The 11,526-nt window shown below is 69.0% G+C and carries 12 protein-coding genes; 5 read left to right on the top strand and 7 right to left on the bottom strand.

Annotated features, from left to right (window positions below; genetic code table 11):
* The first annotated feature begins 496 nt into the window (after window positions 1-496).
* Together OUY22_RS32825 and OUY22_RS32820 are read left to right on the top strand one after the other, a co-directional pair.
* Window positions 497-1,135 (top strand): hypothetical protein, encoded by a 639-nt coding sequence (locus OUY22_RS32825; protein ID WP_270159150.1) that lies wholly within the window; start codon window positions 497-499, stop codon window positions 1,133-1,135.
* A gap of 507 nt (window positions 1,136-1,642) precedes the next feature.
* A complete protein-coding gene (locus OUY22_RS32820; protein WP_270159152.1) occupies window positions 1,643-1,927 on the top strand; it encodes a hypothetical protein in 285 nt (94 codons plus the stop codon).
* Between the two features lie 350 nt (window positions 1,928-2,277).
* Here the strand turns inward: OUY22_RS32820 and OUY22_RS32815 are convergent, their stop codons facing one another.
* Together OUY22_RS32815 and OUY22_RS32810 are read right to left on the bottom strand one after the other, a co-directional pair.
* On the bottom strand, window positions 2,278-2,520 hold the full coding sequence (locus tag OUY22_RS32815) for a tyrosine-type recombinase/integrase (RefSeq protein WP_270159149.1): 243 nt from the start codon (window positions 2,518-2,520) through the stop codon (window positions 2,278-2,280).
* Window positions 2,520-2,969 carry an SMI1/KNR4 family protein gene (locus tag OUY22_RS32810; RefSeq protein ID WP_270159148.1) on the bottom strand — a complete coding sequence of 150 codons (450 nt, stop codon included), beginning with the start codon at window positions 2,967-2,969 and terminating at the stop codon, window positions 2,520-2,522. The genes OUY22_RS32815 and OUY22_RS32810 overlap by 1 nt, the downstream gene beginning before the upstream one ends.
* Window positions 2,970-3,062: 93 nt before the next feature.
* On the opposite strand from OUY22_RS32810, the gene OUY22_RS32805 reads away from it, so the two are divergent.
* Window positions 3,063-3,449: a hypothetical protein gene (locus OUY22_RS32805; protein ID WP_270159147.1), complete on the top strand. Its 387-nt coding sequence runs from the start codon at window positions 3,063-3,065 to the stop codon at window positions 3,447-3,449.
* 101 nt (window positions 3,450-3,550) lie between these two features.
* Here OUY22_RS32805 and OUY22_RS32800 read toward each other — a convergent pair whose 3' ends face one another.
* Window positions 3,551-4,006: a hypothetical protein gene (locus OUY22_RS32800; protein WP_270159146.1), complete on the bottom strand. Its 456-nt coding sequence runs from the start codon at window positions 4,004-4,006 to the stop codon at window positions 3,551-3,553.
* 206 nt (window positions 4,007-4,212) lie between these two features.
* Between OUY22_RS32800 and OUY22_RS32795 the strand changes: the two genes are divergently transcribed.
* Window positions 4,213-5,850, top strand: coding sequence for a hypothetical protein (locus OUY22_RS32795; protein WP_270159145.1), 1,638 nt, complete (start codon window positions 4,213-4,215; stop codon window positions 5,848-5,850).
* A gap of 139 nt (window positions 5,851-5,989) precedes the next feature.
* On the opposite strand, the gene OUY22_RS32790 is transcribed toward OUY22_RS32795, so the two are convergent.
* Window positions 5,990-6,172 carry a hypothetical protein gene (locus OUY22_RS32790; RefSeq protein ID WP_270159144.1) on the bottom strand — a complete coding sequence of 61 codons (183 nt, stop codon included), beginning with the start codon at window positions 6,170-6,172 and terminating at the stop codon, window positions 5,990-5,992.
* A 187-nt stretch (window positions 6,173-6,359) separates the two neighbouring features.
* On the opposite strand from OUY22_RS32790, the gene OUY22_RS32785 reads away from it, so the two are divergent.
* Window positions 6,360-7,130 carry a nucleotidyltransferase domain-containing protein gene (locus OUY22_RS32785; RefSeq protein ID WP_270159143.1) on the top strand — a complete coding sequence of 257 codons (771 nt, stop codon included), beginning with the start codon at window positions 6,360-6,362 and terminating at the stop codon, window positions 7,128-7,130.
* On the opposite strand, the gene OUY22_RS32780 is transcribed toward OUY22_RS32785, so the two are convergent.
* From OUY22_RS32780 to OUY22_RS32770, 3 genes are all read right to left on the bottom strand, one after another.
* Window positions 7,085-8,515, bottom strand: coding sequence for a sigma-70 family RNA polymerase sigma factor (locus tag OUY22_RS32780; RefSeq protein WP_270159141.1), 1,431 nt, complete (start codon window positions 8,513-8,515; stop codon window positions 7,085-7,087). The genes OUY22_RS32785 and OUY22_RS32780 overlap by 46 nt on opposite strands.
* A complete protein-coding gene (locus OUY22_RS32775) occupies window positions 8,516-10,249 on the bottom strand; it encodes an RICIN domain-containing protein (protein ID WP_270159140.1) in 1,734 nt (577 codons plus the stop codon).
* Window positions 10,250-10,341: 92 nt separating this feature from the next.
* Window positions 10,342-11,385, bottom strand: a complete 1,044-nt coding sequence (locus OUY22_RS32770; RefSeq protein ID WP_270159139.1) for an alpha/beta hydrolase — start codon at window positions 11,383-11,385, stop codon at window positions 10,342-10,344.
* Window positions 11,386-11,526 lie beyond the last annotated feature (141 nt).

The raw sequence follows: 11,526 nt of genomic DNA, 5'->3' as shown, positions 1-11,526 counted from the left end.
GGGCCCGCGGCCGGGCGGTCCGGGCGGGCGTGCGGCCTCTCCGGGCCGGTCCCGCCCGGCCACCCGCCGCACCAACGAACGCAGCCAGAACGACGAAGCGAGCACCCACCAGCACCATGCGGGACGCTGACTGCCGGACAGAGCCGACGAGGTCAAAGCATGCCTCCGGCGGGAGCACTCCGGCACCGAGGTGATCGCCACACGGCCCTGAACGTAGATGGGTGGCTGGGGGGCTGATCACCTCGCACACCATCGACTCAGGCAAGCCCAGCAGACCGGCTCCTCCGTATCAAGCCCGGCTCTGACCGCAGGACAACATATGATCGAGGAACGGCGACCGGCGAACGTACACACGAAGCCGAGCTTGACACTCCGTCCCCGGCCCGCTGCCGCTACGCGGTGAGTCGACGGCGTACGAGGTGATCAGATGAGGGTGCTGTAGGTGGGCGAAATAACCAGGCGAGGCGATAAGTGATCAAGAGTATTATCGAGCCCCATGGGAAACAACAGTCCGGACCTCCGCTTCGGCATCAAGGTCGCGGGATTGCGCTCACGTACATGGCGCGTTCGGTCGGGTGCCTCGAAGCCTGAGCTCTTTCTAGAGCGAGAAGGGCTGGAGAAGGCTGCGCATATCAGCCTCCACGAATCGGGATCTTGGCACTATAAGACGAACAAGCGGGAGAGCGTGCGTTGGACGCGCCCGGCAGAGATTGCAGCAGGGTTCACCCGCGCAGTCCTGATCGTTCAGCCGGTTGCTGTCGCCATGATTTCGCTCGCTGATCCTGATGGTGCGCACCTCATCGAGGTGGATGTGGACTCAGATGCGATGAACTTCGACGTCTTCATTGAGCGGCCCGGCACCGATCTCTCTAGCTGGCCGGGGCGGACTGCTATGGGTACGGTCCTGGTCGGAAGGATTCCTCTAGCGAACAACGCCGGATGGTGCTCGGTGGTAGCCCGACAGGCGCCGCTGACCCTCGATCCCATAGAGCTTCCTCGTCCGGACGAGGACACGATCCAGAAGATGCGAGAGGCCGCCGAGCAAGATGGCCTCTATATGACATCTGTGCACGACGTTTCGGACGGAACGAAAGCCTTTGTGGATGGCCGTCTGATCCTCAACGCCCATTCGTAATGGTGTGAGGTTAGACGGCGCTGACTGCTCTACCTGGCCGAAGCGCTGTGGCTGCGACAAGAACAGCACGTGCGCGCGCTTCGGGGATAGTTCGGCTGGGTGACTAACTGGGTGACGATCGAGGCGTACGAGGGCGGACGTTCATGGACCTTGTCTGACTGTTTCCGCAGGTCGAACCCATCGTTGGCCTTTCAGGGGCACGATCAAGTGGCTTCGCATCGAAGGGATCAAGGCCGTGCCGAATTGCTCACTTCCCGGACTTGCTGTCGTGGCCGGGGCGGTCATCGTGGCAGAACGCATGCGTCGGTCCTTGCTATCAGTCGTCGGGTGCCCCATTTAAGGTCCCGGTACCTGGCGGAGCCCCGGGACTGAGATTGGAGCACGGTGGCCGAGTCCATGGATCTTGCGAGTCTGGCGGACAAGTGTCTGGTCGGAGTGGTAGTCGCCCAGTTCGTACATGGAACCGACCCCCCTGAGGTCATCGAGGTGTGGCTTCGCTTGGAGTCGGTGATCATTGACATCGGAGTCGCTGCCGATTGGTCGTTTCGGATCGAGCCAGGCGAACCAGGTCAGGGCTACGTGATGGAAGAGCTGGGCAGCCGAGTCGATGTGGTCTCCGCCCCGGATGACGTTCCCTTCGTACCGCACGTCGGCGGACGGCTCATCCGCGTTGTCGAGCGGTTCGGCGGCGGGGTGGACGGTACCGAGCGGGTGGGAGCGGAGTTCGTGTTCGATTCGGGGAGTGTGGTCGCAGAGAGTTGGGCCGGGGACCTGCGGTTGACCAGCGGTTGACTCACGATGAAGGAGTCCAACTTGTAACCCTGCGGCTCGATCGCCCTACGGCGCGGAGGTCGAGTCAGCGCTGGGCACGCTTCTCTCCTGCTGTACAGCAGCGCGTACAGCAACGCTGTCTCACAGGACCGCATTCCGACCGTCCACGATCACCACTTGAGCAGGCCAGCGGCGCATCGACCAGGCTTCTGCCCTGCCCTTGTAAACAGAAGGTTTGGGGTTCGATTCCCCACGTCGGCTCTGCAACCAGAAGCCCCTGAACAGGCGATTCGCCGTCAGGGGCTTCTTGCTTTGTCAGGACAATGTCGAGATCTTGCTAACGGGCTTGCTAACACGGTGGTACGTCTTCGTCAGCCGTTGATCACCCTGGCGAAGACCTCTGCCGCTGTCGCGGCTTGTTCATGGATGACGTGGGCGTAGACCCGGAGGGTGATCGCCGGATCGGCGTGGCCGAGTCGGGCCGCCACGATGTGGACGGGGACGCCGGCCAGGAGCAGGGTCGTGGCGTGGATATGGCGGAGGTCGTGCCGGCGGGCGTGGGGGAGTTGGGCTCTTGGGTTCTGGTTGTTGTGGGTCTCGATGAGCTTGGGCATCAGAGAGCTGGGCGTGTCCGGGAAGAGCGGGTCTCCCCAGCCGGTCGTGAAGACGTACGCGCGGAATCGAAGTCTTCCTCATCAGGCGGTGCGGGCAGACCGTCGACCAGGTTGAACGCCTCGACGTGGGAAAACGGCTGGTCAAACGTGTCCAGGTCTGTGAGGTCGGCACCGTCGCCCTCCCACCGCCACCGTCCGTCCACGTGATGCACAGGGAAGAGCCCGTAGGCGGGTCCTGCTCCACCCCGCCCGGCTTGTAGCAGGAAGGACCGGTACTCGCCGGGGAGCTCTACCCGGAGCTGTGCCTCCACCGCAGTCAGATCATCGGCTCCCAGCGGCAGCTCAAGCGTCCAACCGTGGCTCGCCGAGCCGAACACCGCGCCGGCAGCAGGCGTGGCGGCCAGTCTCGAAAGCCGTTCGCGTATATCTGACCAGTCGGAGTGCGCCACGGTCGGCACGATACAAGAGCGGGCGGCCCGCCCCTATCCGTGCGCGGATCGCGACGGCTCCGGCGGTAGGCATGGTGATGGGATACTCGCCGAGTGCCGCTCTACATCCATCGCGAGAACACCGGTTACCTCGGCGGTGCCATACCGACGCTGGTTCTCGTTTCGACTGACCCGGTCGAGAAGCTTCCCGTTTTTCAGCTCGATGCGGGCAGGCCGTTGCCCTGCGAGGGCTGGCAGATCCTTGCCGGCCTGACCGCCTCGGTGGTCGACGGCCCCGGTGATTCCGGGATCTTCGTCGATGGCATGGCCTCTCCTGAGGAGACCGAAGAGCGCTTCGCATGGCTGGAGGCCGTGGACCGGGCCGGTGGTGCGGTCGTGCTGGTCGTCGACTCGCACAGCGCGGTGGACGACTGGCCGACCCTGGCCGAAGACGGAAAGGCCCAAGGCGGGTTCGTGCCCGCGGTGCAGCGGACCGGTTGACCATCGAGCGGCAGCACCGGCAGCCGTCTCGGGACAATCGAGATCCAACCGATCTTGCTAACGCTGTTGCTAACGACGCCCCTGGACGTCGGATCTGGTGGTCAGGTGTCGTATGAGCCGTCCCAGGGTTCGTAGAAGCCGATGGTGTTCGGGTAGAGCTCGGCGTGTTCGGTGTCTTCGAAGGTCTCGATGACGAGGCCGAACAGCACTCCTTCGACGACGTGGCGGAAGGGGCGGATGGCGATGTCGCCGAAGCGGAGGCCGGGGAGTTCGCCGAGCCATCCGTCCAACCGGTCGCGTGCGGTGTTGACGGCGACCCAGTGATCATCATCGGTCCCGGTGCGCTCGATGCGGGAGTCGAGGTGGTGGCCGGCGGCGTCGAAGGTGTGCAGGACGGCGTGCCAGCGTTTGTGTGCCTGCCAGTCGTCGGTGTGAGTGTAGCCCTCGGGGAAGGCGGCGACGACGGAGCCGAGGAACTGCCCGCCCTCCCAGTGGCCGATGTCGCCGGTGTGGTACTCGGGTTCGTAGCCGATGGGGATGATCTCGGGGACTGCCATGTGCGGGAGAGTAGCGATCCCTCTCGGACGCCATCGAAGACTATTTCCCCAAGAGGGCGCTGGAGATGACTTTGCCTCTGTGCGCTTCATGGGAGCTGAGAGTTTTCTGATCACAGTTTGGTCTCGTGGGGCTGTTTGGGTCTTGACGAGGGAGCGACCGCCATAGGTGATTAGAACACATGTTCCCATCTATGCGGGAGGCCTTAGTGCGCCATCCACTGCTCAGTCGATTAGCCGCTCACTGCGCCGCAGCCGGACTGGTCACCGGTCTGCTCGCTGTCGCGGCCCCCGCCGCCTCGGCGGCCGGCACCACGACCGATCTCGGGGTGACCTCCGAGTCCTACACCGGTGACCTGGTCGTCGGCGGCGGCCGGGTGTTCGTCGCCGCCGACGACCGGATCATCGTGGCCGACACCGGCGGGACCCTCACCGGGGGCGTCGTCACCGGACTGTCCGGCGTTCGTGAGCTGGCCGTGAACGCGGACGCCACCCGCCTGTACGCGGCACTCAGCGGCTCGAACGAGGTGGCCGAGATCGACACCGCGAGCCTCGCCGTCACCCGGCGGATCGACCTGTCGGCCCACCCGTGCCCGTCCACCCTGGCCCTGCTGGGCGAGCGGCTGTGGGTGGGACATGGCTGCGACAGCGGGCCCAGTGGCGTCGTCGGCCTGGATCTCGCCGTGGCCGCACCGGCGCCCGCGGCGGTCGGGGGCGCGCAGCTGCGCCCTCCGGTGATCGCAGCCGCCGGCGATACGCTGGTGGTCGGCCAGACCGGCCTGCACCACGCCGACATGCTGGTCTACGACGTCGGTGGCGGCGCCCCGGAGCTGCGCGGCACGATCGACGGCGAGGAGTGGCGCCTGGACTACCTGCGCGACCTCGCCCTGACCTCCGACGGCGCCACCCTGTTCGCCGCGGCCGACGGTCCGGGTCACTTCACCAGGTACGACACCGGAACCCTGGCGGCGACCGGCACCTACGGGGACGGCTGGGACGGCTATCCGTCGGCTGTGGCGATCGGCTCGGACGGCGCCTATGTCGCCGCGGAACGCCAGTGGGGCAGCGTCGATCTCACGCTCTACGACGCCGCGACGGGCGCGGAGCTGTTCGCGGCCGACCAGCCTGACGCCGAACCGCTCGTGGACGGTGTCGCGTTCTCCGGCACAGACGTCTTCATGCTGCTGCGGAACTCCGCGGACCGGCTGCTGCTCTGGCGGGTGACGGGCGTCGCCCTGCCCGCGTCTCATCTGACGGTGACGGCCCCGGTCCGCGCGTACGTCGACTCGCCGGTCACCGTCGAGGGGCGGCTCACCCGCGCCGACGGCAAGCCGCTCGGGCTCAGGCCGCTCACGGTGACCCGGCGCCTGACCAACGGGGCGAAAGAGCCGATCACCGGCGTGACGACGCAGAAGGACGGCACGTTCACCTTCGACGACACCCCGCCGGAGGTCGGTGAGGTGACGTACGAGGTGTTCTGGGAAGGCGACGTCCGCTATCGCGCCAGCAGCGCCTCCGTCATGGTGACGTTCAGGCACAGATCCACCCTCACCCTGGACGGGCCGGAGTCAGGCGTCGTCGGCACGGCGATGGAGCTGACCGGCGTGCTCGAAGTGGGAGGCGAGCCACCCTCGCCGAGGGCCACGCTGACCGTGCAGCGCAGCGTGTCCGTCGACGGCGTCGGCGGGGGAAGCGTCAAGCTCCCGCCGGTGAGCGTGAACGCCGACGGCACGTACGCCTTCACCGACACGCCCACCGGCGCCGGCAGGCACACCTACCTCGCGACGTGGTCGGGGGAGGTTACGGCCGGGCCGGCCAAGGCCCTTCATCACATCATGGTCGAGTGACCTGACGCGACCGTGCCCCGCGTTCGTGCGCGACGGCCGCGGGCGTCCCATGAGGGAATCGACTTCGGCCCTGACGGGCGGGTGGCCGTCGGGCCGGAGTTCGGGGGCGATGGGCGATGGCGCGGGCGTGGCGCGGGCGTCAGGGCTTCTCGTCCGGGTCCTGTTTCTTGGAGCCCAGCCCGTACGAGAGAGCGAGTCCGATGCACACCCCCAGCGAGATGCCCAGCGAGAGGTTGCCCGTGATGAGCCAGAAGCCGACGCCGACGGCGATTCCGCAGGCCAGTCCGGGCGTCCAATTGGGGGTGATCTCCTCGTTTGTCATGGTTCGATCTTCCAACAGGACGGCGGGGTGAAGTAGAGGCGGCAATCATCGGTGCCGTATGACAGGTGTCAACATCCGGGTGGTGCCGGGTGTCATGTGGCGGTGCGGAAAACCGGGTGCCTCAACGGGGTGATCACCCCCATCCTGGTGGCTGATCGAGGGGGAAGGCCCAGAAGGAGACAGTCTCGTGAACGTCCTGCTCGCCGGCGTCGTCGGGTCGACCGCGTACGGCCTGGCCGGGCCCGGCAGCGACGTCGACCGGCTCGGCGTCTACGCCGCTCCCACCTTGGACCTGGTCGGCCTGACCCGCCCCAGGGAGAGCATCGTCTCCACCGGTCCGGACAGGACGCTGCACGAAGCGGGCAAGTGGTGCAGGCTCGCTCTGGCCGGCAACCCGACCGTGATGGAACTGCTGTGGCTGCCGGACGACCTGTACGAGACGCGTACCCCGCTCGGCGACGAGCTCATCTCCATCAGGACCGCGTTCCTGTCGGCGCCGCGCGTCCGCGACGCCTATCTGGGCTACGCCACTGAGCAGTTCCGCCGTCTCGAACGACGCGGTGACGGCTCGTTCTCGGCCGACCTCCGCCGGCGCACCTCGAAGCACGCCCGGCATCTCGCCCGGCTCCTGCATCAAGGCCGTGAGCTGTACGAGACCGGGCGGCTGCTCATCCGGCTGCCCGACCCCGACGCCATCCGGGCGTTCGGTGAGCGGGTCGCCGCCGGCGACACCGAGGAGGCGCGCACGCTGCTGAAGACCACAGAGGAGGCCTTCGGCATCGCCCGCACCCCGCTGCCCGCCCAGCCTGGCCGCGACGTGGTGGAGGAGTGGCTGCGGCGCGTCCGCGTCACCTACTGGGAGCCGGACCAGGGCGGCGCCGTGAGGACCCGAGAGGAGACGGTTGCCGGCGCTCAGCCGTCCCGGAAGGTGATCCGCTGGTCGGCGGAGTCGGTGTAGGCGCCGTAGAGGATGAACGCGGTGGGCGGGCGCTTGCCGCCGAACTCCCTGCCGATGGACAGGGCCATGCCGGTGGGGACGTTGACCAGGCGGGGCACGCCGTCGCTGAAGGCGGGTCTGCTCCAGCGCTGGTCCGGGGCCGCGGAACAGGGGACGAGCTGGACGGCGCGGATGCCGCCGCCGTTGAAGGAGACCGTGTCGTACCTGGCGCCCGCCGTCAGGCAGCGCCCGGTCACGGCGTTGACGAGCTGGAACCGGGACGCGTCGCCCTTGACCCGCCAGGCCGTCCGCGGGTCGGTGCAGCGCAGCGCCGCGATCCGGCCGCCGGCCGCGCCGACGCATCGGCCCGCGTAGGTGATCCGGGTGCCGGTGATCGTTGTCCGGGTCGGCTTCGGAGTGGGTTCACGGGTCTTCGAGGGCGAGAGCGATGGGGATGGCGTGCGGGACCGGGTCGGAGTGGGAGTGGGGGTGGGGGTGGGGGAGGCGGGTCGCGCAGGGGTGGCGGAGACCGCCGGCGGAGTCGGCGGGTCCGAGGGCAGGGTGAGGACGACCGCGGCGGTGGCGGCGATCACGGTCATCGCCGTCGCCGGGACCGCCCAGCCCATCAGCCCGGCGGCGGCGCCCTTCCCGGCGGCGGCCTTCCCGAGCCCTTCCACGGCGAACGGCAGCAGCGCGACCGGCAGCGCGGCCCGCAGCGTGGCGTTGAGGTCGAGCAGCCGGCCGTGGGCGCGCGCGCAACTCGGGCAGGAGCCGAGGTGTGCGCGCAGGGCCCGGGGAAGGCGGCCGCCCTCCTTGCGTACGGCAGCCGCCAGCGCGTCGGCGTACTTGCGGCAGTCGGTCGAGGCGCTCGTGACGTGGGCGGCCAGATGCGCTTTGCGCAGGCCCTCGCGGGCGCGGAAGGCCAGCACGCTCACGTTGCCGGGGGTGGTGCCGAGGATCTCCGCGACCTGCTCGGGCCGCTCGTTCTCGATCACGGTGTGCCACAGCACGGCCTGCCAGCGCGGCGGCAGCGACCGGTACGCGCGGGTCACGAGATCGTCGGGCGGAGCGGGCTCGGCCACCGTCAGCTCGTCGTCCCGGAAGTCGGGGGTGAGGACCCGCCGCTGATCGGTGCGCGCCCACTCGGCCGCGGTGTTGCGGGCGACCGCGTACAGGTAGGGACGCCACGAGGCGGACGGGCCGGCCTCGCCGCCGCGGACGGTTCGCAGGGTGCGGGTGAACGCCTCGCTCGCCAGGTCCTCCGCGATGTGCGGGTCGGGGCACAGGCGGCGGGCGAAGGCGAGGACGGCGGCGTGGTGCCGCTCGTACAGCTTGGCCACGGCATGGCTGTCTCCGGCCCTGACCAGCTTGGTCAGGGCCGCGTCCTCGCGTCGCGAATCTTCCACTTACCTGATCGTGAACGTGAGCGACCTGCTCGGGTACGCGGTCATGGCGTACACACGGGTGTGGCCTTCGCCGACGAGCCGGGTGGCCCTGGTGGCGGCGCTCTTCAGGGTGATGATCCCGTTCTGTCGGGGTTCAACCACCCACTGCTGCCTCACGCTCGTCCTGCCGCACCCGGCCAGGACGACCGAGCGCTTGCCCATGCGGGCCGGGCCGAGGGTGCCGAGGGTCAGGCAACGGCCCCTGCTGCGGATCTGCACGGCCTGGCCGGCGACCGGAATCATCCGCCAGTTCGCCGCCCGGCACGAGCCCAGGCGCACGCTCGTGCGGGAGGAGGTCAGGCATCGGCCGGAGGCGCTCTCGAGGCGGATGTTCCGCGAGACCGGCAGCGAGGTCCGGGTCGGGGCCGGTTCGCCGGAGTCGGTCGGGCGAGGGGTCGGCGTCGTCGTCGGAACCGGGGCCGCGGTCTTGGTCGGGGCAGGTGAGGAGCCACCCGTGCCGAGATACTCCGCCACCATCGTGGTGCCGCCGCCGCGTACCACCTTCGCCCCGGCGCCGTCCTTCACGCCCTGGACGGTGAGCTTCGCGCCGGACTTGCCGCCGGAGCGGTTGAGGAAGTTGGTCCTGTCCTGGTCGGCGTCCGGGATCCACTGCTGCGACTTCTGCTTCGCCACACACGGGGCGGTGATCACCGGGACGGCTTCCTTGTCCTTGGCGGTCAGCTGCAGGCACCGGCCGGTTCCGACGTTGCGGATCGTCAGGTAGCCCTGGCTGTCGATGCTCCGGCGCCAGGTCTGCTCGCCGTCGTTCGAGCACTCGGCCTGCGTGACCTCCTGGGCGCTGCCGTCGAGGCACAGCCTGCTCTCCACCACGCGCATCCGGAAGTCGGCCGCGGGGGTCGGCCGGTCCGTGATCAGGTACGGGCTGAACGCGACGTTCCTGTTCTTGGCCAGGGGCTCCCCGGCCGGCTGCGATGCCTTGGTGGGCTCGAAGTAACGGAACTTGTCCGTACGGCACGAGTCGAGGTGGTAGTTGGACGCGGTGTCGCCGGTGCACTCGGGCCTGCTGCCCATGTTGCGGCAGACCGGGTCGTCGCCGTTGCCTTCGGACGTGCCGTCCACGTTGCAGTGGCCGAGCCCGAAGCCGTGGATCATCTCGTGGGTGAACCCGGCCTCGCTCCAGCACCAGCGCGGCAGGATGACGCCGCCGTTGCTGAGACCGGCGTCGGCTCCGCCGCCGGTGCAGGAGCCGGTGATCTCGTTGTCGCGGACGAAGAACATCAGCTTGACCCGGTTGGTCGCCGCGAGCTCACGCACCCGTGCCGGCTGGGCGGCGAGGTTCTCCTGGAACGCCTTGCCCAGCTCGGCCCGGTTGCGGCCCTTCACGAAGGGGATCTGGGCCACGATGGGACGGCAGCCGGCGTCCTGCACGTACCTGATCCGCAGCGAGCCCCCGAACCGGTGGGCGCTCGCGTCGAAGGTCTGGTCGGTCTCCCAGAGTGTCCGCTCGACCGATTCGAGTTCGGTGGCGAACTGGTTCTGGCCGGGCTGGTGGACGTAGACCGGCAGCACCCAGCCCTTCTCCTTGGTGTCCGTGGCGTCGCAGGCGAACGCGGGTGTGGCGGCCTTGGGCGCCGCCTGAACGGTCGCGGACGCGGCCGGGGCCGTCCCGGCCAGTACGGTCGCGGCCACCGTGGCTATGAGTGACAACGCGAGCGTCAGTCTGTTCTTGCTCATCGAATCTCCTCTCGTTCACTAGAGAGGAGTGGGTTCACCACCGGGGATTACGCGGTTCCGGAAAACTTCCGGGCGCTCGTCATCGAGGAGCGTTATCCGGAGAGCCCGGCCAGCCGGTGGGAGAGCCAGGCCAGCGCGGGCGGGTAGCGGTACTCGATGGCCATGTGGCCGGCCTCGAACAGCTCGAAGTACACCCGGTCGTCCGGCACCCCCGCCGCCGCTACCGCCTCGCGGAAGGCCGTCGCGCCCAGGTCGAGGTACCACTCGTCGCGGGTGCCGGCGTCGATCCAGATGGCCCGCATGGAGCGCAGCGCCTCGGCGTACTCGGGGCGGCGGGCCATCAGGACCGGGTCCACGGCCAGCCAGCGCTCCCACACCTCGGGGACGAGCGCGCCGTTGGCGTCGAACGGGATGCGCACGGTGCCGTCGGCGTCGGCGGAGTAGGCGCTGGCGTACGCGTAGGTCTCCATGAGGGTGAGGTCGCTGTCGCGGGTGCCGGCGATCCGGCCGCGGAAGTCGGCGAGGAACCGGTCGTAGGAGCCCTCGTACCGGTCGCGAAGCTCGCGGGCGCTGCTCGGGAACCCGGGCTGGTAGCAGGTCTCGAACAGGGCGTCGCCCGCGTGGGTGGCGAGCGCGCCGAACACGTCGGGCCGCAGCATGGCGGTGACCATGGCGCCGTAGCCGCCGCTGGACTTGCCGGTGATGGCCCGCGCGTCGCGGTCGGGGACGGTGCGGTAGCGGGCGTCGACCCACGCGACCACGTCCTCGCACAGGTAGGTGTGGTAGCGGCCGGTGCCGGGGGAGTCCAGGTACTGGCTGCCGCCGACGGACGTCCACGCGTCCACGTACACGACGATCGCCGGCGGCGCCTCACCGCTGGCGAAGACGGCGTCGGCGAGTTCCGGGTACGGCTGACGGAACGGTGTCCGGTTGGCCCACATCCCGAGGTGACCGGTGTAGCCCTGGATCACGTAGATGGACGGGTAACGCCGGGTGTCGTCCTCGTCGTACCCCGGAGGCAGATAGACCCAGATGGGTCGTTCGTGCGGGTCGCCGAGGGGGTTGCCGCGCAGCGCGGCGCTGTCGATGACGTCGTGGTCCATCCGGCCTGCGAAGTCGGCTGACCAGGGCAGCATGCGTCCTCCTGAGGGTTCGGCGGTCGTCTCGGCTGGCCGTCGTGAGGGCGAGGGCGGCCGGGCGGTCGAGGCAGGCGGCGACCCACCTGATCTCGATCTTGCCACCGATCCGGATCAGCGGGGCGGGCTCACGGCGGCGGG

This window comes from Nonomuraea corallina (assembly GCF_027620315.1).
Lineage (GTDB): Bacteria > Actinomycetota > Actinomycetes > Streptosporangiales > Streptosporangiaceae > Nonomuraea > Nonomuraea corallina.
The sequence above is the reverse complement of the archived record's forward strand: the minus strand, read 5'-3'. Positions and strand labels throughout refer to the sequence as shown.